At 31.2% G+C, this 23,651-nt stretch carries 23 protein-coding genes and 1 pseudogene; 23 read left to right on the top strand and 1 reads right to left on the bottom strand.

All coding sequences use genetic code 11. The features are described 5' to 3' along the window. Window positions 1-2: 2 nt before the first annotated feature. On the bottom strand, window positions 3-536 hold the full coding sequence (locus F594_RS0101885) for a biotin transporter BioY (RefSeq protein WP_019034360.1): 534 nt from the start codon (window positions 534-536) through the stop codon (window positions 3-5). A gap of 118 nt (window positions 537-654) precedes the next feature. On the opposite strand from F594_RS0101885, the gene F594_RS0101880 reads away from it, so the two are divergent. From F594_RS0101880 to F594_RS0101775, 23 genes and pseudogenes are all read left to right on the top strand, one after another. Beyond that, window positions 655-1,428 carry a type III pantothenate kinase gene (locus F594_RS0101880; protein WP_004824861.1) on the top strand — a complete coding sequence of 258 codons (774 nt, stop codon included), beginning with the start codon at window positions 655-657 and terminating at the stop codon, window positions 1,426-1,428. 8 nt (window positions 1,429-1,436) lie between these two features. Then, window positions 1,437-2,369 (top strand): tRNA dihydrouridine synthase, encoded by a 933-nt coding sequence (locus F594_RS0101875; RefSeq protein WP_019034359.1) that lies wholly within the window; start codon window positions 1,437-1,439, stop codon window positions 2,367-2,369. 108 nt (window positions 2,370-2,477) lie between these two features. Then, window positions 2,478-2,951, top strand: coding sequence for a transcription elongation factor GreA (greA, locus tag F594_RS0101870; RefSeq protein ID WP_009346032.1), 474 nt, complete (start codon window positions 2,478-2,480; stop codon window positions 2,949-2,951). 8 nt (window positions 2,952-2,959) lie between these two features. Beyond that, on the top strand, window positions 2,960-4,882 hold the full coding sequence (lysS, locus tag F594_RS0101865) for a lysine--tRNA ligase (protein ID WP_019034358.1): 1,923 nt from the start codon (window positions 2,960-2,962) through the stop codon (window positions 4,880-4,882). A gap of 63 nt (window positions 4,883-4,945) precedes the next feature. Continuing rightward, on the top strand, window positions 4,946-5,227 hold the full coding sequence (locus F594_RS0101860) for a CD1845 family protein (protein WP_019034357.1): 282 nt from the start codon (window positions 4,946-4,948) through the stop codon (window positions 5,225-5,227). Window positions 5,228-5,308: 81 nt separating this feature from the next. Then, window positions 5,309-6,082 (top strand): replication initiator protein A, encoded by a 774-nt coding sequence (locus F594_RS0101855; RefSeq protein ID WP_019034356.1) that lies wholly within the window; start codon window positions 5,309-5,311, stop codon window positions 6,080-6,082. Then, window positions 6,079-6,906 (top strand): ATP-binding protein, encoded by an 828-nt coding sequence (locus tag F594_RS0101850; RefSeq protein ID WP_019034355.1) that lies wholly within the window; start codon window positions 6,079-6,081, stop codon window positions 6,904-6,906. Before F594_RS0101855 ends, F594_RS0101850 begins: the two co-directional genes overlap by 4 nt. Further along, on the top strand, window positions 6,899-7,384 hold the full coding sequence (locus F594_RS0101845; protein WP_019034354.1) for a PcfB family protein: 486 nt from the start codon (window positions 6,899-6,901) through the stop codon (window positions 7,382-7,384). The genes F594_RS0101850 and F594_RS0101845 overlap by 8 nt, the downstream gene beginning before the upstream one ends. After that, window positions 7,381-8,115: a phage antirepressor Ant gene (locus F594_RS0101840; RefSeq protein WP_019034353.1), complete on the top strand. Its 735-nt coding sequence runs from the start codon at window positions 7,381-7,383 to the stop codon at window positions 8,113-8,115. The genes F594_RS0101845 and F594_RS0101840 overlap by 4 nt, the downstream gene beginning before the upstream one ends. Beyond that, window positions 8,108-9,904 (top strand): VirD4-like conjugal transfer protein, CD1115 family, encoded by a 1,797-nt coding sequence (locus F594_RS0101835; RefSeq protein ID WP_019034352.1) that lies wholly within the window; start codon window positions 8,108-8,110, stop codon window positions 9,902-9,904. The genes F594_RS0101840 and F594_RS0101835 overlap by 8 nt, the downstream gene beginning before the upstream one ends. Window positions 9,905-9,922: 18 nt before the next feature. Continuing rightward, window positions 9,923-10,198 carry a hypothetical protein gene (locus tag F594_RS0101830; protein ID WP_011528973.1) on the top strand — a complete coding sequence of 92 codons (276 nt, stop codon included), beginning with the start codon at window positions 9,923-9,925 and terminating at the stop codon, window positions 10,196-10,198. Window positions 10,199-10,388: 190 nt separating this feature from the next. After that, on the top strand, window positions 10,389-10,700 hold the full coding sequence (locus F594_RS0101825; protein WP_000373441.1) for a single-stranded DNA-binding protein: 312 nt from the start codon (window positions 10,389-10,391) through the stop codon (window positions 10,698-10,700). Between the two features lies 1 nt (window position 10,701). Further along, window positions 10,702-10,833 carry a Maff2 family mobile element protein gene (locus F594_RS09490; protein WP_000394205.1) on the top strand — a complete coding sequence of 44 codons (132 nt, stop codon included), beginning with the start codon at window positions 10,702-10,704 and terminating at the stop codon, window positions 10,831-10,833. Between the two features lie 718 nt (window positions 10,834-11,551). Then, window positions 11,552-13,411 (top strand): group II intron reverse transcriptase/maturase, encoded by a 1,860-nt coding sequence (ltrA, locus tag F594_RS0101815; protein ID WP_019034351.1) that lies wholly within the window; start codon window positions 11,552-11,554, stop codon window positions 13,409-13,411. A 165-nt stretch (window positions 13,412-13,576) separates the two neighbouring features. After that, window positions 13,577-13,666, top strand: a pseudogene (locus F594_RS09640) (Maff2 family mobile element protein); the annotation flags it as partial. Window positions 13,667-13,676: 10 nt separating this feature from the next. After that, window positions 13,677-14,540, top strand: a complete 864-nt coding sequence (locus F594_RS0101810; protein ID WP_019034350.1) for a VirB6/TrbL-like conjugal transfer protein, CD1112 family — start codon at window positions 13,677-13,679, stop codon at window positions 14,538-14,540. A 9-nt stretch (window positions 14,541-14,549) separates the two neighbouring features. Beyond that, window positions 14,550-14,840, top strand: a complete 291-nt coding sequence (locus F594_RS0101805) for a hypothetical protein (RefSeq protein ID WP_019034349.1) — start codon at window positions 14,550-14,552, stop codon at window positions 14,838-14,840. A gap of 1 nt (window position 14,841) precedes the next feature. Beyond that, entirely contained in the window at window positions 14,842-15,252 is a 411-nt protein-coding gene (locus F594_RS0101800; protein ID WP_011528974.1) for a PrgI family protein, read from the top strand. Then, window positions 15,143-17,566, top strand: a complete 2,424-nt coding sequence (locus F594_RS0101795; protein WP_019034348.1) for a VirB4-like conjugal transfer ATPase, CD1110 family — start codon at window positions 15,143-15,145, stop codon at window positions 17,564-17,566. The genes F594_RS0101800 and F594_RS0101795 overlap by 110 nt, the downstream gene beginning before the upstream one ends. 7 nt (window positions 17,567-17,573) lie before the next feature. Further along, window positions 17,574-20,153, top strand: coding sequence for a CD1108 family mobile element protein (locus F594_RS0101790; RefSeq protein WP_019034347.1), 2,580 nt, complete (start codon window positions 17,574-17,576; stop codon window positions 20,151-20,153). 14 nt (window positions 20,154-20,167) lie between these two features. Further along, window positions 20,168-20,407, top strand: a complete 240-nt coding sequence (locus F594_RS0101785) for a hypothetical protein (protein WP_004026811.1) — start codon at window positions 20,168-20,170, stop codon at window positions 20,405-20,407. Continuing rightward, the gene (locus F594_RS0101780; RefSeq protein WP_019034346.1) at window positions 20,394-22,745 is read left to right on the top strand and encodes a leucine-rich repeat protein; all 2,352 of its coding nucleotides are present in this window, start codon (window positions 20,394-20,396) and stop codon (window positions 22,743-22,745) included. Before F594_RS0101785 ends, F594_RS0101780 begins: the two co-directional genes overlap by 14 nt. A gap of 14 nt (window positions 22,746-22,759) precedes the next feature. Beyond that, window positions 22,760-23,626: a CD1107 family mobile element protein gene (locus F594_RS0101775; protein WP_019034345.1), complete on the top strand. Its 867-nt coding sequence runs from the start codon at window positions 22,760-22,762 to the stop codon at window positions 23,624-23,626. Window positions 23,627-23,651: the final 25 nt, after the last annotated feature.

The following is a 23,651-nucleotide window of genomic DNA, read 5'->3' as shown; positions in this document are numbered from 1 at the left end:
TTTTATAAAGCTCTTCTAATCTTTGGAGCAATTAAAGCTGCAATAATAGCTTTTCCTAAGTCGGGAATTAAGAAAGGAATCATCCCAACTGTAAATACTTTAGATGCAGTCATTGGAGTTCCTACCACTTTTGTAAGAATGACATACATGTAAGGAAGACCAATTGCATAAAAAATAACTTCTCCAATAATAAGAGCTATTAAAATTTCTGTAAATTTTGTTTTTCCGTGAGCTAGTTTAGAAATTACAAAGGCACCTATTATAAAGGCTATTAAAAATCCAAAAGTAGGTGAGAATATGTAATTTATACCCCCTTTAAATCCGGAAAATATTGGCAATCCAACAAGTCCTAGCAGGACATAGGATAATACACTTAAGGCTGCATATTCAGGTAAAAGTAATAAGCCTGCCATAAAAACAAAAAAGTTTTGTAAAGTGAAGGGTATGGGTCCAATAGGAATACTGATAAAGGCTCCTATGGCAATAAGTGCTGCCAAAAGTGCTGTTTTAGTTAAGTCTTTTGTTTTAATTCTCATAAATACCTCCCTGAATTATTGTATTTAATGTTTACCTAAATGTCAATAGAGTTAACTTAAATAATTTGATTTTACTTTTTGGGGTATTAATTAATATAAAATTTTGAAGGTGATAAAAATGTTATTAGTAATTGATGTAGGAAATACGACAATTGTATATGGAGTTTATAAAGATAATGAGTTAGTTCATGATTTCAGAATTTCAACTGATAAGATAAGAACTAGCGATGAATATGGATTGATTTTCATGAATTCATTAACTCATTCAAATATAGACCCATCTGTCATATATGATGTAATAATTTCATCAGTAGTGCCAAACTTAACTCATACCTTATCCTCAATGTCTATTAAGTTCTTCAATAAAAAGCCGACTTTCGTCAGCTCAGAGCTTAAATTAGGACTTAATATTAATTATGATAACCCTAAGGAAGTAGGAGCAGATAGGATAGTAAATGCTGTTGCGGTTATTAAACTCTATAAAATACCGGCAATTATTATTGATATTGGAACTGCAATGACTTTTTGTATAATAGATGAAGATAAAAATTATCTTGGTGGAATGATTCTTCCAGGTATAGGAATATCATCAGAAGCTCTTTTCCAAAGAACTTCCAAACTACCCAAGATAGAAATTATTAAGCCTGAGGTTTTAATATCACCAAATACAGTCGGTGCAATACAGTCAGGTCTTTATTATGGTTACACAACTATGCTTGATGGAATTATAGAAAAAATATTAGAAAATAAAAATTGGAGAAATGATGAAGTTTCAATAGTTGCTACTGGTGGTTTTTCTAATCTTTTATGTTCAGATTCTAAGTATAATATAATTATAAATAGAGATTTAACTTTGGAAGGTTTAAAAATTATATACGATATGAATAATTAGGTGATATTTTGATTAAATTTTTTATGGCTCCAATGGCAGGATATACTGATAGAGCCTTTAGACAATTAATCTATGAAAATGGACTTGACCATGCAGTTACAGAAATGGTTTCTGCAAAGGCCTTGTGTTTTAATGACAGAAAAACTCTTGAACTTCTGCAAAAATTTCCTGGAGAAAAAAATACAGGTGTTCAGATTTTTGCCTCTGATGTAGAATCTATTTCTAAAGCTTCATATTTATTAAATGATTTTGATTTTTCTTATATAGATATTAATATGGGCTGTCCAGCTCCTAAAATTGTAAAAAATGGTTGCGGATCAGCCTTGATAAAAAATCCAAACCTAGTTTATGAATTGGTTAAGGGTGCAGTTAAAAATTCAAATAAGAAAATTAGTATAAAGACTAGAAAATCTTTCGATAACACCCTATCTCTTGATATAATTAGGGCAGCCCAAGATGCAGGAGCCTTTGCAGTTACTGTTCATCCACGCTCAAGAGAAGAATATTATAAAAATAAAAGTGATTGGCAATATTTAATTAAGATCAAAAAATTCTTAACTATACCTCTTATAGGTAATGGGGATATTTTAACTGTTGAAGATGCTTTATATAAAATAAAAAAATATGATGTTGATGGTATAGCAATAGGTAGGGGTGCAATTGAAAATCCTTTTATTTTTTCACAAATTAAAAAAGCTTTAAAGGGTGAAAAATATGAAGAATTAAATTTTAATCAGAGGATTGATATATTATTAAGGCATTTATATTTGGAAGTTAATTATAAGGGACAAAGACAGGCAATCCTAAATATGAGAAAAACTTATGCTTATTATTTAAAAAATTTAAAAAATTCTAAAGAAATTAGGAATAAATTAAACGTTGAAAATGATTATACAAAAGTCGTAAAAATTTTGGAAGAATATAGGGAACAAATGCGATAATTTAAAAGATTCTTGACTTTTAGGGCTACATTTACTATAATTAATTACATTAAATTGACTATTAGGCGTTTAGCGCCTTATTTTTTATACAATAGAGGAGAGATATTAGTGGATAAAGATATATTTTTTACTCCTGAAGGTTTGGAAAAAATCGAAAATGAAATCGAATACTTAAAAACTGTCAGAAGAAAAGAAGTTGCTGAAAGAATTAAGGTTGCTTTAGGATATGGTGACTTGTCCGAAAATTCCGAATACGATGAAGCTAAAAATGAACAAGCTTACGTTGAAGAAAGAATAGCAAAACTTGAAATGATGGCAAGAAATGCCAAAGTTATTGATGAAAAAGATTTAAACCACGATATGGTTAATGTTGGTTCAACTGTTGTGGTTAAAGATTTAGATTCAGGGGATGAAGATGAATATACCATAGTTGGATCTGCCGAAGCAGACCCATTATCAGGAAAGATTTCTAATGAATCTCCAGTTGGTGCTGGACTTATAGGATTAAAAGTTGGAGATATAACTGAAATAGAAATCCCTGACGGAATTATAAAGTATAAAGTTTGTGCCATTAGTTTTTAGGAGGAACTATGAAAAATACAAATAAAGATAATCTAAATGAAATTCTTGTTATGAGAAGACAAAAACTTGAAGAATTGAGAAAAGAAAATAAAGATCCTTTTATTTTTGAAAAATATGATGTAGACTCCTATTCAAAAGATATTCAAGATAATTTTGAAGAATTTGATGGGAAAGATGTTTGTATCGCTGGTCGTGTGATGAGTAAAAGAAGACACGGCAAAATTTGTTTTTTGGACTTACAAGATTACAAGGGACGTATTCAAGTTTTTGCTAGAAAAGATGTCCTTCTTGAAAATTATGAAGACGTTAAGGGTCTTGATATGGGAGATATAATTGGAGTTAAGGGTAAAGTTTTCAAAACTGAATCTGGAGAAGTTACAGTTAATGCAGAAAAACTTGATCTTCTTTCTAAATCTCTTCAAATTTTACCGGAAAAATTCCACGGACTTAAGGACCCAGACTTAAGATACAGACAAAGATATGTAGATTTAATAGTTAATCCGGAAATTAAAGAAGTATTTTTAAAGAGAACTAAGATTATAAAAGCGATAAGGCAATACCTTGATGATAAAGGATTTATTGAAGTTGAAACACCAATCCTTGGTACAGTAGCTGGTGGAGCTAATGCTAGACCATTCTTAACTCATCACAATACTCTTGATATTGATATGCAACTTAGAATCGCCAATGAACTATTTTTAAAAAGATTAATTGTTGGTGGTTTTGATAAGGTTTATGAAATGGGAAAAATGTTTAGAAACGAAGGAATGGACACTAGACATAATCCTGAGTTTACTAACATAGAACTTTATCAAGCTTATGTTGACATGGATGAAATGATGGCTATAACAGAAAATATTTTTGAATACGCAGCTCAAAAAGTCTTAGGAACAGATAAAATAACTTACCAAGGCACAGAAATTTCTTTAAAAGCACCATGGAGAAGAATGTCAATGATTGAAGCTGTTAAAGAATATGCAGGGGTAGATTTTGACAAGGTAGAAACGGATGAACAAGCTCAACAACTTGCAAAAGAAAAAGGCGTAGAAGTCGAAGAAGGATCAAGCTGGGGTAAAATCTTATCAGAATTTTTTGAAACATTCTGTGAAGAAAAATTAGTTCAACCAACATTTATAACTGGTCATCCAGTAGATATTTCACCACTTGCTAAAAAGGATCCAAAAGACACAAGACTTACAAGAAGATTTGAAGCCTTTATTAATACATGGGAATTTGCTAATGCTTTTTCAGAACTTAATGATCCAATAGACCAAAGAGAAAGATTTGAAGCCCAAGTTCGTGAACATGAAAAGGGAGATGAAGAAGCTCATCCAATGGATAGCGACTTTATTAATGCAATAGAAGTTGGTCTTCCTCCAACAGGTGGTTTGGGAATTGGTGTCGATAGAATGATAATGTTATTAACTGATCAACCAAGCATAAGAGATATAATATTATTCCCAACAATGAAGCCAACAGGCTTAGAAAAGGCAGAAAATAGGGATTTGTCAAAAGAAACTTACGAAACTTACGACAAACTTACGACAGAAAAAATCGACTTTTCAAAAGTAAAAGTAGAGCCATTATTTGAAGATATGGTTGATTTTGATACATTCTCAAAGTCTGATTTTAGAGTTGTAAAAGTTAAGAACTGCGAAGAAGTTTCAAAGTCAAAAAAACTATTGAAATTTACATTAGATGATGGTTCTGATAAAGAAAGAGTTATTTTATCTGGTATTAAGGAATATTACAGCGCAGAGAGCTTAATTGGAAAGACACTACTTGCGATTTGTAATCTTCCTCCTCGTAAGATGATGGGAATCAACTCAGAAGGTATGATTATATCTGCAATTTGTGAGTACGACGGAGAAGAAAAACTTAATTTAATAATGTTGGATGATAATATTCCAGCAGGATCAAAATTATATTAAAGGACACGCTAATTATGAAACTGGGGTTTGTTATGAATCCCAGTTTAATTTTTAGAGGTATGTATGAGATGGATAATTAGAATAATTTTATTTCCAGTAAGATTAGTATTGAGCTTGCTAATAGCTTTTTTAACTTTTATATTAAGTTTGAGCACTGCGCTGTTAGGCGTAGTTTCAACTTTAATTTTTATAATAGGATTAGCTAGCATATTTCAAGGAGACAAGCAAGTTGTATTTGAATCACTAATCATAGCATTTTTATTTAGCCCATTTGGATTACCTAAATTAGGTGTATACATTATTGGATTGTTAGAATTGTTAAACTACACAATAAAATCAATTTAAAGAAAAATAAATATTAGACAATCTTAGACGATAGAAAGCAATATTCTGTCGTCTTTTTTAATTTAAAGAAAGGAGGTAAGAATGAATTTTGATTATTTTTATAATAGGCAATCTGAGATGTATAACTTCATTAGGTTACCTATGGTATTAATGGAAGATGAAATTTTTGAGAGTATTTCTATTGAAGCTAAAGTTTTGTATTCATATATGCTTAATCGAATGGGTCTTTCATATAGAAATGGTTGGATAGATGATGATGGAAAAGTCTTTATTTACTACACAATTGAAAGCATAAAAGAGCAATTTAATTGTGCGAGTGAAAAAGCAAATAAATTAATAGCTGAACTTGATATTAAATCAGGAATAGGACTGATTGAAAAGAAAAGACAAGGACTGGGAAAGCCTAACAGAATTTATGTTAAAGACTTTATGAGCATATTTAATAATATGGAATTAAAAAATCAAGAAGTTCGAAAAACAAAATTCCAGAAGTTCGATAATCGAAATTCAAGAGATTCGAATATCGAAAGTCAAGATTTTCGAAAATCGGAATGTAACTATAACAATATTAGTAATAATGAGTTAAGAAAGAATAATTTTAGTAAAGGGCAAAAGCCTTATGGAATATATAAAAATATATTTTTGACTGATGAAGAATACAAAGACTTAATAAATGAGTTGGGGAGCAGAATTAGTGAGTACATTGATAGATTATCATCGTATATGAAAGCAAATAACAGAGAGTATCAAGATCACAAGGCAACGATAATTAATTGGTATCTTAATGATCAGGCGAAAAGCATTAATGACAAATCAACAAGGAAAATGAATTACGATTATGGAGAGAGTTTATGAAAAGATTAAAAGATTTTGTATTAAGAAAAAATGATGTTGAAAGGAATGGACATATTTATTGTAAGGTATGTGGTAAAAGAGTCGATGGAGAATTACTTGACCTTGGATTTACAAAGTTTATTCCCAGAATTAAATGTGAATGTGAAATAAAAAGAGATAAGGAAAATGCAGAAAGAGAAATATTAACGAGAATATCATCGCTAAAAAGAGATTGTTTTTCATCACCAAACCAACACCAATATACTTTTGAGAGATTCTTAAATGAAAAAGGTCAAGCTTACAAGGTTGCTTACAATTACGCCAAAAATTTTGAACAAATGAAGGAAGACAATGTTGGACTTTTATTTTATGGAGATGTTGGCAGTGGAAAGACTTATCTTGCTTGTTCAATTGCAAATGAATTAATCGAAAGAAATCAAGTTAAAGTTAAGATTATGAATTTATCTGAGGTTATAAACCAAATACAAAAATCTGCATTTAAGGTTGATTCAAACGAAATTATAGATAACCTATCAAATATTCCATTGTTAATATTAGATGACCTTGGAATTGAAAGGGATACATCTTATGCAAGAGAACAAGTATATAACATGATAAACTCAAGATACTTAAAGGGTAGGCCGACAATTTTTACTACAAACTTATCATTGGAAATTATTCAAAATCCTAATATTGAACTTGAGTATCAGAGAATATATTCAAGAATACTTGAAATGACAATACCAGTTAAAGTTACGGGAGAAGATTTTAGAAGAAAAATCCATCAAGAGAAGTTAAGAAAATACAAAGAGTTACTTTTATATGGAGGTGGAATAGATGATTAATGAAGAAGTATCTAGGTCGAGTCTTAATCTTGAAGTAAGACTTGCAAAAGCAACAAGTAAAGCAATTCTTGATGCCTTAAAGAAAGTACACAAGCAAATAGAAGAACAAGGAGGCTTGAAAAATGTAATAAAAAATAATGGAGAAGAAGTAAAGCTAAAGGATATGGTTAAAAAGGGACAGTTAGAAGAAATTAATCTAAAGGATCCTGAATTAAAAGAACTAAAGAAAATTTTAAATAAACACGGAGTGAAGTTTTCTGTTATGAAAGATAAGGAAACTGGTAACCACTCTGTGTTTTTTCAATCTAAGGATATAAAGGTAATGGAACACGCCTTTAAAAAAGCAGTTAAGGCTTCTGAAAGAAAGGCAGATAGAAAAGATTCAATAACGAAGACTATAAATAAGTTTAAAGATATGGCTAAGGATACCATTGGCAAAGATAAAGTTAAAAATAAACATAAGGAGCAAAGCTTATGATAAGTAATTTAAAAACATTTGAAAATAAGAATTTTGGGAAACTCACTGTTATAGAAAAAGACGGTGAGTTTTTCTTTATAGCTAATGAAGTAGCAACTATGCTAGGATATGTCAATCCAAGAAAAGCTGTTTATGACCATGTAGATGAAGAAGATAAGGGTGTAACGAAATGGAACACCCCTGGAGGAATACAGAATATTTCAATAATTAATGAATCAGGATTGTATTCACTTATCCTTTCATCAAAACTACCACAAGCAAAAATATTTAAAGCTTGGGTAACTAGAGAAGTCTTACCAAGTATTAGAAAAAATGGAGGATATATAGCTGGGCAAGAAAAGAAAACTAATGAAGAGTTACTTGCAGATGCAATTCTTGTAGCTAATAGAATTATTGCTGAAAGAGAAGAAGAAATTGAAGTATTAAGACAAAAGGCAGATTATTATGACAAATTGGTAGATTACAACCTACTTACAAACTTTAGAAATACTGCCAAAGAGTTAGGAATACCACAAAATCAATTTATAAGTTTTTTAATGGATAAGGGATTAATTTATAGAGATAAGAAAAAGAAACTCTTACCTTATGCAGATAAGAACAAGGGATATTTTGAAGTAAAAGAATGGGTTGATCCACTAGGTACACTTGTAGGAATACAAACATTTATAACACCAAAGGGAAGACACTACCTACTAATTTTATTAGATAGCGAAGGTTTATACGATGAATAAGGTATTAGAAGCCATTCTTTCTGATATTAAAAACTTAATTAAAATAGACAACCCAAAGAAATTTATATTATCAAACATTCCCTATCTATCATTCTTCTACATTGGAAATATCTTTTCTAAGCACATCAATTCTTATGTAGGAGGAGATATTATTGATAGATTAATGGTAGGAATTTCTGATATAGGAACTTTATCTTATATACCAAGCCTTAATCCAAGTGACTTGTTAGTAGGTATTTCAGTTGCTGGTCTTGTTAAGTTAATTGTTTATAGCAAAGGAAAAAATAAAAAGAAATATAGGCAAGGTAAAGAGTATGGATCTGCAAGATGGGGAGAAAGTAAGGATATTGCTCCATATATTGATCCTAAGTTTGAAAACAATGTACTAATAACTAATACCGAAAGACTAACAATGAACTCAAGACCTAAAAATCCTAAATATGCTAGAAATAAAAATGTATTAGTAATAGGTGGTTCTGGATCAGGTAAGACAAGATTTTATGTAAAGCCAAATCTAATGCAAATGCACTCTTCCTATGTAGTAACAGACCCTAAAGGCACACTTGTGTTAGAATGTGGAAAAATGCTTTATGAAAATGGTTACGACATAAAGATATTAAACACAATAAACTTTAAAAAATCTATGAAATACAATCCCTTTGCATACTTGAGAAGTGAAAAAGATATTTTAAAGCTTGTCCAAACCATAATTGCTAATACCAAGGGAGATGGAGAAAAGGCAGGAGAAGATTTCTGGGTAAAGGCTGAAAAGTTATATTACACTGCCCTCATCGGTTATATCTATTATGAGGCACCTGAAGAAGAAAAGAACTTTAAGACACTTTTGGATATGATTGACGCAAGTGAAGTTAGAGAAGATGACGAAACCTATATGAACCCAATTGATAGGCTCTTTGAAACTCTTGAAAAGAAAGATCCAAGTCATTTTGCAGTTAAGCAATACAAGAAATATAAGCTGGCAGCAGGAAAAACTGCCAAGTCAATTTTAATATCTTGTGGAGCAAGACTAGCACCTTTTGATATAAGAGAGCTTAGAGAGCTAATGAGTGAAGATGAATTAGAACTCGATAAAATTGGAGATAGAAAAACTGCTTTATTCGTAATAATATCAGATACTGACGATACCTTTAATTTTGTAGTTTCAATAATGTATTCTCAACTATTTAATCTATTATGCGACAAGGCAGATGATGTGTATGGTGGTAGACTTCCAGTTCATGTTAGGTGTCTACTAGATGAGTTTGCAAATATTGGCTTGATTCCTAAATTTGAAAAACTGATTGCGACAATTCGTTCAAGAGAAATATCAGCAAGCATAATACTGCAAGCACAATCTCAATTAAAAGCAATCTATAAAGACCATGCAGATACAATAGTTGGTAACTGCGACTCTACACTCTTTCTAGGAGGAAAAGAAAAAACAACAGTAAAAGAATTATCAGAAACCTTAGGAAAAGAAACCATAGACCTATATAACACATCAGAAACAAGATCAAATCAAAAATCTTTTGGACTAAATTACCAAAAAACTGGCAAGGAACTTATGAGCCAAGATGAAATAACTGTAATGGATGGTGGTAAATGTATATACCAACTAAGAGGAGTAAGACCTTTCTTGTCAGATAAATTTGATATTACAAAGCATAAGAATTACAAGTTGTTGGAAGATTATGATAAGAAAAACTTGTTTGATGTGGAAGAGTATCTAACAAATAGAGATAAGGTAAAGTTAAAATCAAATTATAAAATAAATAGGCTAAAAATTTGAGTTTATGGAGAAAGCAAAATGTGTGAAAATAGAAAATCATCTTTAATTATATTAAATATAAATGGTGAGCAGTTTATTCTAGAAAGTGATACAGAACTCACTATGGATAAGAAAAATTATATTGAAGCAATATGTGAGACAATGTACGATGAAAGCAATGAATGGTATGAAGATATATACGATATGTCCCCATATGATATAGCTGAGCTATTTGAAAAAATAGTAAAAGAAGAAGTAGGAATAACTGTTACATTTAAAGCGATAGACCTTGAAGTATCGATTTTAGAAGACTAGAAAAAAAGTGTTGATAGGCGATAGAAATTAAAAACTCTATCGTCTTTTTTTATACTCAAAATTAGGAGGTTAAGATGGTAAGGATAAGAAGTCCCACTTAAAACAATTTAATATATAAGACATTTAGCGATTGAAATATAAGTTCAGTCGCTTTTTTAAATGAAATTTATAAATTAAGGAGAAGAAATTAATGGATAGAGAAATGATAAATATTAATGCAAATTTAGTTAAGGAAGCTGAATTTTCAGAATTTGAAAAAGATGGAGAAAGTGTTCAAGTAGCAAATTTTGCTCTTGTTAAAAAATATGGAAAGGGCAAAGAATATACAAATTGCTCAGTATATGGAGAAAAGGTAGAAATTGTAAAAGAATTTGAAAAAGGAGATCTAATCCATGTCTTTGGATATTTCAAAGAAAACAAAAAAGGAGATAAGGTCTACAAGAATTTTATAGTTAAATCACTAAACAAAATAGAAAATAAGAAAGAAAACGAGGAGGAATAATATGGAATTTTTTACAGCTGGAGTTGGAGTTTTAAAGACACTAGTAACTGCAATTGGTGCAGGTTTAGGTGCATGGGGAGTTATTAACTTAATGGAAGGTTATGGTAATGATAACCGTGCGACACGTTCATAAGTGAAAAGCTTATGCACTAAGTTTAAGGACATAAAGTCCGAAACTTAGGAGAACTAACAATCTAATAGGTAGAATGATGGAGTAACGCCCTGAAATGCCTACACTGATACTCCGATTGGCAATAAATATTAGACTAATTTATTGTCAAAAGCTCGGTGAAGTCGGCAGAGAGTAGCCGTAAATAGCTATATAGTTATACGAAACCTGTTTAGAGGTAAATGGTGCTACCTATATGCCGGGTGTCGAATACGCATGGTGAGAATGTGTATACCAAAACACTGACGCACTTCCGAATGTACAAGTCTAGACGTTTGAATTTGTCTAACGGCAATTACCATCAAAGATGGTGTGTTTGTGGATTAGTAAGAATGGTTGTTATGAAAGTCCATATATCGTTACAGGCGATAAGGCGAGAGCTAAACACAGGCTTAGAGGAAGAACCTAAACGCATTCAATGATAGGATTGTTGGAACGTGGTAAACCAAGAACATGGAGGCAGACTAATGCTAATGAAGTGTTAAATGGGAAAATGATAAGAAAAAAAATCATATAACTATTTTTTATCTTGGTGAAAGTGGTGGCATAGTACCTATGAAGCGAGAATAATAAGCTCGTGGAGGGATAGCCACTAGTCACAAGAAAGAACAAGAACTGAAATTAAGATAAACACAGCTTCGAGTATGACAAAGAAAATCAAATCCGAAAGGAGATGGTGCCTGTGTCCACTTCGAAACCAAGATTAAAACAAAATAAAATCCGTTATACGGAATATTATGACTTGCAAGAGGTCCTTGATAATCTATATAAAGATAGCAGTGAGAATAAAGTATTTTCAAATTTAATGGGGTTAATAACTTCAAGAGAAAATATAAAACTAGCCTATCGAAGTATAAAAGGAAATAAAGGCAGTCACACAGCAGGAGTAGATGGAAGAACAATAAACCATCTATCAAAACTAAATGAGGAAGAATACATTTCTCTAATACAAAAACAGTTTCATTGGTATAAGTCCCGCCCTGTAAAAAGAGTGGAAATACCAAAACCTAATGGAAAAACAAGACCGCTTGGAATACCAACGATTGTTGATAGAATTGTACAACAATGTATTTTACAAATTTTAGAGCCAATATGTGAAGCGAAATTTCACGACAGTTCTTATGGGTTTAGACCTAATAGGAATACAGAACACGCTATTGCAGAATGTGCAAGGCTAATGCAAAGACAGCATTTACACTATGTAGTTGATATTGATATACAAGGATTTTTCGACAATGTATGTCATTCAAAACTCATAAAACAAATATGGCACTTAGGAATAAGAGATAAAAAGCTAATTTGCATTATCAAGGAAATGTTAAAGGCTAATATTGTAATGCCAAATGGTGAAACAATTATACCTACAAAGGGTACACCTCAAGGAGGTATTTTATCCCCATTGCTATCTAATATAGTACTAAATGAGTTGGACTGGTGGGTTTCATCCCAATGGGCAACAATGCCAACGCATTATCCATATAAGCAAAAGACTAATAGCAAAGGAACGGAAATAAAAAGCCATACCTATAGAGCCTTAAGGTCAAGTAAGCTCAAGGAAATTTACATTGTAAGATATGCTGATGATTTTAAAATATTTTGCAGTAATTACTATGATGCAAAAAGGACATATCAAGCAGTGAAACAGTGGCTTGAAGATAGGCTTAAATTAACAATAAATGAGGAAAAATCAACGATCACGAACCTAAAACAAAGGTATTCAGAGTTTTTAGGCTTCAAGCTGAAGGTTAAACCAAAAGGTAAAAAGTTTGTTGTACAGTCACATATAAGTGATAAGGCACTGAAAAATGCAAAAGAAAATATTTCTAAATGTGTTGCGGATATAAAAAGACCTGCAAATGAAAAAGAGCAGTACAAAGCAATAGCTAGGTATAATGCTACTGTTTCAGGCTTGCATAATTATTACCAAATAGCAACAAATGTGAGTTTAGACTTTGCTAAAATAGCCTTTCACATTAAAAAGCAAATGAACAACAGGCTTGACTTAAAGACCAATGGGACATTAAATAAAGGATTTATCAAAGATAAGTATGGAAAAAGTAAACAACTTCGCTTCCTTAACGGACACCCATTAATTCCAGTGGGGTATATCCAAACGAAGGACGCAAAACACAAGAAAAAAGATATAAACAAGTACACTGTAGAGGGTAGATCTTTAATTCATAAAAATCTACAAATTGATATAGACACTCTTGTTTGGTTAATGAGACACCCTGTACTTGATAAGAGTATAGAGTATGCAGACAATAGGATTTCTCTCTTTGCAGCTCAATATGGAAGATGTTTTGTAACAGGGAATAAATTAACACCAAGTGATATACATTGCCACCATAAACTACCACTTGAAAAAGGTGGTACAGACAAGTACAGCAATCTAATTCTTGTAACAGAAAAAGTGCATATACTAGTCCATGCAATAAAAGAAGATACAATCCTAAAATATGTAAAAGAACTTGCCTTAACAGGTAAGCAAATTGAGAAATGTAATAAACTCAGAGAAATGGTAGGATTGCCAACCATTTAAAAGAAATAACTAGTTGTTGAGAAGTGTGTAAATCTTAATTAAAACGTGAAAATCTTTCTTGCGATGGGGCGCCGTGTGCGGTGAAAGTCGCATGCACGGTGCTAAGCGGGGGAAAAGCTGGAAACACTGAAACTGTAGGCTTACCTATCGCAATCTGGTGCTAAATCTCAAGGTATTAAGCAGCTTATGGCTGGTGGTGGAATTGTACTAATCGGTATCAAATTAATTCCACTACTTGCAAATGCTTTAAATTAGGAGAAAGTCTATGTTTGGTATCTTTGACAAGCTAACTGAATTTTTTAAGGATATGCTACTCGGAGGTATCAAAGCAAATCTTGAGTCCATGTTCTTAGATATAAACGACAAGGTAGGAGTTATTGCAACTGATGTTGGGAAGACACCAATGGGTTGGAATGGAGAAGTATATAACTTCATAAAAAACATTAATGATAATGTGATTGTTCCAATAGCTGGTCTTATCATAACAGCAGTTTTATGTATTGAACTCATAAATATGGTTATGCAAAAGAATAATATGCATGATACAGACACTTTTGAGTTTTTTAAATACATTATAAAGATGTTTATAGCAGTCTACCTTGCAAGCCATGCCTTTGAATTTTCAATGGCAGTCTTTGATGTGGCACAAAATCTTGTAAACAAAGCGGCAGGGGTAATCACTACTTCTGCCACTGTTTCAGGAGATCAGATAGTTGCAATGGTTGATGCATTAAAAGAAAAAGAAATAGGTGAGCTTTTAATGATACTAGTTGAAACGAGCCTTGTGAGGATTGCAATTCAAGGAATTTCACTAGTTATAACATTAATAGTATATGGGCGTATGTTTGAAATATATGTCTACTCATCAGTATCATCCATTCCATTTGCGACTATGGGAAATAAAGAATGGGGTCAGATTGGAACAAATTATATCAAGGGACTTTTTGCTTTGGGACTACAAGGTTTGTTTTTGATGGTATGTTTAGGTATCTACACCGTTTTAATAAGAACGGTACAGGTTACAGATATTCACACAAGCTTGTTTAGTATATTAGGATATGCTCTACTACTTGGACTTATGATGTTTAAGAGTGGAACAGTTGCAAAAAGTATTATGAATACGCACTAGGAGGAATAAATGTTAAAAAATAAAAATTGTGCTTTATTAGGACTTGGAATTTTATTGGGAGGAACTTATGAAATCTTAAAAGAGAAAAAAAGAAATGAAGAGATTAGAAACTTAAAGAAAAGAATAAACAGACTCGGAAGATGTCACAATGAATTTGTTATTTATCAAGGAGAATACAATGACAGAAATGAAGAAAAACAAGAAGAATTAGAAGAAAGAATTAGCTACCTGGAAGAGGAAACAACATCTAATTATGACCATATACTTGAACTTTCCAAAGAAGAAGTAGAGGGAGATTAAAATGGCATATGTACCAATACCAAAAGATTTGGACAAGATTAAAACAAAGGTTGCCTTTAACTTAACCAAAAGACAACTTATAGGTTTTTCTGTGGCAGGACTAATTGGCATACCAACTTATTTATTTATGAAGAAATATCTACCTAATGATGTTTCAATCATTGTAATGCTAATAGTAACCCTGCCAATCTTTTTTATAACCTTATATGAAAAAGACACCTTAACTTTTGAAAAGTATTTTAGATTTTTCTATCTTCATAAGTTTTATCAACCAACTAAGAGAATAAGAAAGGAGGCATACCTTGAAGCAAAGAAAAAAGCAAATCAGCGACTTAAATCTAAGGGAAAAACAATTAAAAAAAGACCGAAAGGAAGTAAGAAGGCTAAAAACAAAGAAAGATCCAACAAATAGTCTTCTAAGTGTACTTTTAAAGAAAGAAAAAAAGAGATTTACTGTTGAGGACACAATTCCCTATATAAGAATGTTACCAGAGGGCATATGCCAGTTAGATGAAAAAAATTATTCAAAGACAATTTCATTTCAAGATATAAATTACCAGTTGGCATTGGAAGAAGACAGAGATTTAATCTTTAACCAATTTGCCAACTTTTTAAATTCTTTTGATCCAAGTGTCCACATTGAACTTTCGTATGTAAATCAATTAGGAAGAAATAAAGACCTACAAGATGCAATTAAAATTGCTGATAAGGGAGATTTCTATGACGATGTAAGAAAAGAGTTTAGGGAGATGTTAAAGCTTCAACTTGCAAAGGGAAATAACGGACTTAAAAAGATGAAGTATATAACCTTTACAACAGAAGCCGATAATCTAGAGCAAGCAAGAGCAAAGTTAAATAGACTTGAAGTTGATATTTTATCTAACTTTAAATCTATGGGGGTAAGAGCAGAAAGTCTTGATGGCGAAGAAAGACTAAGACTTGTTCACGATATGTTAAATCCAGACAAAAACTTTGATTTTTCATATAAGGATTTGAAGAAGAAAGAGTCTACAAAATCACATATAACTCCCAATATCTTTAATTTTGCACCAGCAAATAATTTTAAATTTGGGAAATTCATTGGAGCAGTAAGCCATTTTCAAATACTTGCAAGCGAGTTATCAGACAGAATGTTATCTGAGTTTTTAGATATTGATGACAATATTTATGTAGCTTTTCATATAGATGTAGTTGAACAAGCAGAAGCTATTAAACTCATTAAGAGAAAAAACACAGACCTAGACAGAATGAAAATTGAAGAACAAAAGAAAGCAGTTCGTGCTGGATATGATATGGATATTATTCCTTCAGATATAAATACTTTTGGTGCTGATGTTAAGTCCATGTTATCTGACTTACAAAATAGAGATGAAAGGCTCTTTGTAGTTAGCATAGTAATGATGAATTTTGCAAGGACTAATCAAAAATTAGAAAACACAATTGCTCAAATTTCATCAATTGCAAACAGACATAATTGTCAGGTAAAAAGATTATCTCATCAACAAGAACAAGGACTTGTTTCTGTCATACCTCTAGGAGTTAATCAAGTCGAAATAAAAAGATTTTTAACTTCGTCATCAACGGCAGTATTTATGCCTTTTACAACAGAAGAGCTATTTATTGATTCGGCAAATTCTTTGTACTATGGCTTAAATGCCCTTAGCCAAAACTTGATTATGGCAGATAGGAAGAAACTAAAGAACCCTAACGGATTAATATTAGGTACACCAGGTTCTGGTAAATCTTTCTCAGCAAAGAGAGAGATGGCAAATGCAATTCTTGTCACAGATGACGATGTAATTATTTGTGATCCTGAAGGCGAGTATTCAAACCTTGTAAAACAATTTAATGGAGAAGTTATTAAAGTATCAGCAAAGTCAAAGGACTATCTAAATCCACTAGATATAAATATGAACTATGGAGATGGTGACGCACCTTTAAAGGATAAGGCAAACTTCATAATGTCTATGCTTGAACTTGTGGTAGGAGGATCTGGTCTTACTGCTGCAGAAAAATCTGTTATAGATAGGTGCTTACCAAAGATATATCAAAAATATTTTGAAGACCCAAAACCAGAAAATATGCCAATATTAGGAGATTTATACGATATGCTCCTATCTCAAGAAGAGGGAGTCGGTAGAAAACTCGCAACAGAAATGGAAATTTATGTTAAGGGAAGTCTTAATGTCTTTAATAATAGGTCAAATGTTGACCTAAATAGGCAACTGCTCTGCTTTGATATAAAAGAGCTAGGAACACAACTTAAAAAAATAGGTATGCTTGTAATTCAAGACCAGGTTTGGAACAAGGTTTCCCTAAATAGAGGAAGCAAGTCTACCAGATACTATATAGATGAGTTCCACCTTTTATTAAAAGACCCACAAACTGCTTCATATTCAGTAGAAATCTGGAAAAGATTTAGAAAATGGGGAGGTATTCCAACAGGCATAACTCAAAACGTAAAAGACCTCTTAACAAGTCAGGAAATTGAAAATATCTTTGATAATACAGACTTTGTTCTAATGTTAAATCAAGCATCTGGAGATAGAGATATACTTGCTAAGAAATTAAAAATATCACCTTATCAGTTAAACTATATTACTAATTCAAACGCTGGTGAGGGACTATTATTCTTTGGAAATACTATTGTTCCATTTATAGATAAATTCCCTAAAGACACCATGTTATATAAGCTAATGACAACAAAACCAGAAGAAGCTAAGTAGGTGTGATATGGATAAAAAACTAAAAAAAGATTTTCAAAAGAAAATTATACGAAATAGGGACGCTCCTGAAAAGAATCTTGAAAGTAAACTTGTTCATTCAGATGATTATACCAATAAGATTATTAAGACTAAGGATAGGTTTGGAGATAAAATTTCAGAAAAAGAATCTAAACTTATTCATGAGAATGTATTAGCTAAAGATCAAAAACAAGATAAACTAAAAGATTTTCAGAAGTCTAAAAACAAGGAAAGAATCAGAAAAGAAGTTTTAGAAAATAAGGATAAGGCTGAAGAAACAAAACAAGCTAATCTTGAAATAAGGGCAGATGAAAGCTTTAAACTTGATGAAGACTTAGATGTAGACTTCAAAAAGGTGAATTTTGATAGTGAAAACAGTAGAAATATTAATTCTAATAAACTAACAACAGATGATATTTCAGCTAAGGCTCAACCAATAAGCAATAAGAAGGCATCAAGTAAAAGACAAGTTATCAAAAATTACGAGGATAAACTTATCCATAGTAAGGATAAATTCCAAGACAAAATCAACGAGAAAGAGTCTAAGCGAATCCAGACAAGTGAAGATAAACCTAACGAAGCAAAGAAAAGCAAGAGAGTATATAGAAAAGATAAGCTTATTAAAGATGAAGTAAGTAAGAACGAAAGTAATACTAATATCGATAAAAAGCAAAAGCAGAAACTTTATCAAGAAAAGAAGTTTAAGGATAAGGAAAAAATTTCTAAAGAGATAGATAAAGAAAGTAAGCTAAGCCAAGTTGATACAGATAAAGCATTTGATAATACTGAGTTTAAAGACAATAATCAAGAATTTATAAAAGATGAAAAAGAAACAACCCTTAAATCTTCAGAACAAAAGAAAGTTAATAAAAAGAAGACTTACTACAAGAGAAAAAATTATGAAAGTGATAAATTCACTCGTAAGAAAATCGATGACTTAAAAAATGAATCTAAGAAAGCTACAACGAAAGATTCTAAGAAAGCACAAGATGTTAAAGATTTTATCTCAGATAAAAAGATTGGAGAGCTTGAAAAGTCTAAAAGTAAGCTAAAGGATAATATCCTAAAAAACAAAACTAAAGGAAGCCTATCTTCTGGGGTTTTATTATCTGGAGCTAAGTCATCAGAGTTAGTGAGAGATTATTTAAGTTCAGGATCTGATAATACTGGTGTAGAATCTGGAGAAAAAGTCGCTAATGTAAGCTCTAAACTCCAGCATGGAATAAGGAAGTATAAGCTAGATAAAAAGAAAAAGTCTTTAAAAAAGCTATCTAAACTTGATAAGAAAATAAGAAAGAGAAAAAGCAAGTTGAAGTTTAAAAGTGGATTAGAAGATTTAAAAAAGTCAGACGCCTATATAAAGAAAAATAGATTTAAAAAGTTTTACCAGAGAAAACAAATGAAGAGCATGATAGCTAAAAAGCACGAAACAAGACTTGTAGATAGAGTTAAAAAAGCTATTTTAAGTTTAGGTAAGGCTTCTAAAGAGCTAATCGTAAGAAAAAGTAAGATAGTTCTATTTTTAGTAATAGGACTAGGTCTTATGCTATCAATCATGATTGGTGGTGGAAGTGTTGGTATGAGTGGATTAAGCAATTCAGTAAACTCAGTAATGACAACAACATACCTATCACAAGATACAGTTCTAAGTGAAGTTAATCAAGAATTTTCATCAATGGAATATGACCTACAATCACAAATAGAAAGTGTAAAAACAAGTCATCCTGGATATGACGAATATATCATAAACAAAGAAGGAGAAATTGGTCATAATACCCATGAACTTCTATCCTATATAACTTCAAGATGTGGAGAAGTAAAATCAGCGTCTGAAGTAAAAGGAATTTTAAAAGAGCTTTTCGATAAGATGTATAAGCTTGACTTTAAGGAAGAAATTGAAATTAGAACAAGAACAGTAGCAAGAACAAGATATGATAGTCGTGGTAATCCTTATACTAGCTATGAAAAAGAAGAGTACGAATATAAAAAGTTAATTGTAACTTTAAAGAAAAAAGAAATGGATGAAGTTGTTAGGGAAATATTTAAAGATTATCCAGACAATGTAGTTCATTATGAAGCTCTTCTTGAAGCTAAGGGAAATATGGGAGATGTTTTTGGATCAGGAAATGGGGACTTAGGAGAAATAGTAGATAATCCAAACTTTGGAAATCCTGGTCTTGCTTTTGATTCAGCCACTGCTAAAGCCTTATTTAATGAAGCAGAAAAACATATAGGCAAAAGATATGTGTTTGGAGCAAGTGGACCATCTAACTTTGACTGCTCAGGATTTGTATGTTGGTCATTCACAAAGTCAGGAGTAAAGAGAATGCCAAGAACAACTGCATGGAGAATATATAAAGACTATTGTAATCCAGTAAGTCCAAGTGAAGCTCAGCCTGGAGATATTATATTTTTCCACTCAACATATAACAGTGGAACACCAATATCTCATGTAGGCATATATGCAGGTAACGGGATGATGATTCACGCAGGAGATCCAATTCAATACACATCAATAAATTCAAAATATTGGAAATCACACTTTTATGGTTTTGGAAGACCTAGATAGAAGGGAGATATTATGTGAACAGAAAACTTATAAGTATTAGAAACAAAAAGAAAAAAATAGAAGAGAAATTGAAAGATTTAAATGCAAAATACAAGGAAATTTGCGATGAAGAAATACGAGTTGAAAATGAAGAAATAATTGTAACTCTTAGGAGGAACAATATTAGCTTGGAAGAATTAATGGAGAAAATTAATGATAGAAAAAGAGAAGAAAAATTAAAAGAAAAGGAGAACATTCATAATGAAGAAATTTAATACGAACAAACTAAGAGCCTTTTTTATGGCTCTTTTATTAGTTTTAACATCAACTGTGCATACAAGTGCATTTGCAAAGTCTGATGTTACTTGGACGGAAGATGATTTTATGTATTCCTCTGAGGGAAATATAATTGCCTTTAGTGATAAAGGCTTAGAAAAGAAAGAGAAGACAAATATTTTAGTATTTCCTGAAGGAACGAAGTCTATAAATGGAAATTATTCTTTAAGTCATTCAAACGATGAACTTAGATATAAAAGAGAATTTGGACGTGGCAAACATTGGGATAAAGTAATTATTCCTGATTCTGTTAAGCATTTAGGTTATGCTGCCTTTTACGATGCAAGTATAGACGAGGTAAAACTATCAAATAGTCTAACTTATCTTGGTGGTTTAGCATTTTTCAACTGTGGACTTAGAGAAGTGACTTTACCTGATACTCTAGTAAATATTGAACATAATGCTTTTGAAAGAAATAACCTCCAAGAAATAACTATACCGAAGTCTGTGAAGACAATTGAACAGTATGCTTTTTCAAGAAATAAATTGCACACTATAAAAGTTTTAGGCAATCCAAATATTAACAGTAAGGGAGTATTCCATAATCAAGAAGTTGAGTATAGACCAAAACAAAATCCATTTTACGAAAATCATTTTGGTTTCAACGGAAATCAAGGATTCAAATCTATTCCTAATGGATTAAGGTTTGAAAATGGAGAGTTTGTCTTTGATAAGAATGTAGATAGTGTAGAACTTGAATTTGATTATAACAATGATATGTATCAAGGAAAGATGACTATTTACAATCCAAATAAATATTCCATTGATACTCAAACAGATTTAACAGGGCAAGATATTGATGAAAAGGACAATAAGATTGATGATTTAACTAAAAACATTAAGGACTTAGAAAATCAAATCAAAGACTTAAATGATAAGAAACAAGAAGACCAATCAAAGATAGATGAATTAAAAGAAAAGTTAGAATCTTGCAAAGATAATGGAGAAAAACTAAAACAAGAAAAGTCTAAGCTAGAAGAAGAGATTAGAGATAAAGATAATAAGATTGATCAATTGAATAAAGAGATTGAAAATCTTAAAAATTCTAATAATGATGAGTTAAAAGCAGAAATTACTCAGCTTAAAGATGAACTAAAAAGATTACAAGATGAAAATGCAAAACTAAAAGAAGATTATTCATCTACAAAATGGGAGTTAGAAGCTGAGAAAGAAAAGACTGATAAAAACGAAAATAAAATCAAAGAAATGCAAGAAAAGATCGAGTCTTTAGAAGGAGAACTTGCAAAGAAGACTAAAGAAATTGAGGATAAAGATAATAAAATTAAGGGTTTGGAAAAAGATCTTGATGAAAAAGATACTAAGATAAAAGATCTAGAGTCTAAAAAGAAAGAAACAGAAAATTCTAAGTCAGAATGCTGTAAGAAAATTGAAGAGCTTCAAAAGGCTATTGATAGTTTAAAAGAATCTTCTGAAAATACAAAAAAAGAATTAGAAGAGAAGATTAAAGAACTAGAAGAAAAACAAAAAGCTTCTGAAGAAGAAATTAAAAAGCTAAAAGAAGAATTAGATAAGAAAATCGAAGAAGCAAAGAAGTTAATCGAGGAAGCAAATAAAAAATCGAAAGAAGAACTTGAAAAACAAGCTAAAGATGAAAAAGATAAAAATCTAAACCAAGACTTATCTAAGAAATTAGATGAACTTCTAAAACTCCAAAAAGAAAATAAAGAGAAGAAAGAAGATAAGAAATCTCAAGATAAGAAGTGGGACGAAATTTTGAAAGCTGATGACAAGAATATCCTAAATCAATTTGATCTTAACAAGATGAAAAAGCAAGAGGAACAACAATCCAAAAAACAAGTTAAAGATGAAAAAGAATTTGCAGTTTTCCAAGTAGACAAAAACTTTTATAACATTATCAATAAAGATGGTAAGACAACAGTCTATATGGATGTAAAAACTTATGTAGATCAAGGAAGAACTATGATTCCAGTAAGATATATCGCTTATACTCTAGGTTTTAATGTTGAGTATGACAACTCTACTCGTGAAGCTATTTTCTCAAATAAAGAGAATAATATCCTAGCTAAAAAGACATTAAGACTAAATATTGATACTGGTGTTATGAAAGATTCAGATGGAAAGGTCTATAATTCAGATGTTAAGCCAGTTATTATAAATGGAAGAATTCATGCTTCAATTTCAAATATTGCTAAAGCTTTTGGAGCAAGTCATGGAGATATTAAAGATGGTAAAAACCAAACAATAGAATGGGACAATGCTAGAAAAGCAGTCTATGTATTTAAAAATGTAAAATAAGAAAGGATAGAAAAATGAATAAGAGTATTAAACGAGGAGTAGCCATAGCGTTACTCCTTTTTACATTTACAGTACCAGCAACTACATTTGCAATGACAAATGAAGGACAGATAGAAAGTCAAAACGAATCAATCTATGAACCACAAAAAGAAGAATTTGAAAAAATGTTGAAAGATGATGTTTTTACACCGTCAAAAGAAGAAATTCCTTATCAAGATGTTCCAAGAATACCAGGAAATACAAGTGAAGCAACCAAGCCTTCAAATAATCCTCCAAAGAAAACACCACTTGTAAAAGGTGGTAATACAAAGGCAGTAAATAGTCTAGCAACACAGGAAAATAAGGCAAGAGGTTCTGTAATTGAAAATGTAGATAGGAATGGAAAAGATATTACACCAAGTGGAGATACAGAAAAAGATAAAGAAAATCCAGTTGATGTAAGACAATTTTTAACATTTCAAACCAAAAGTGGAAAAACTATGCACCTAATAGTAGATCACTCATCAAATCAAGATAATGTAAGGCTATTGACAGAAGTAGGAGAGCAAGACCTACTTAATATGATTGAATCAGAAGATAAAAATACTATAAAGGTTGAAGAGCCTAAGAAAGAAGAAGTAAAAAAAGAAGAGCCTACGGTTGTTCCAGTAAAAGAAGAAAAGAAAAGTGGAATAGGTTCATTTCTAATTGTTGCACTTGTAATTGGAGGAGTTGTAGGAGCAGGATATTATTTTAAAGTAGTCAAAGCTAAGGAAGATAAAATGTTGGAAGACTTTGAAGAAGATGATGAGGATTATATTAGTGAGTCAGAAGATGAATCTGACAATGATGAAAGTCATGAAGAATCATCAGAAGATGATGAAGATGATGAACTATTATAATAATTTTTAAAGCTTGAGCGAGAGA

The sequence above is a fragment of the Peptoniphilus lacrimalis DSM 7455 genome, from assembly GCF_000378725.1.
In the GTDB taxonomy this organism is placed as follows: domain Bacteria; phylum Bacillota; class Clostridia; order Tissierellales; family Peptoniphilaceae; genus Peptoniphilus_A; species Peptoniphilus_A lacrimalis.
The sequence above is the reverse complement of the archived record's forward strand: the minus strand, read 5'-3'. Positions and strand labels throughout refer to the sequence as shown.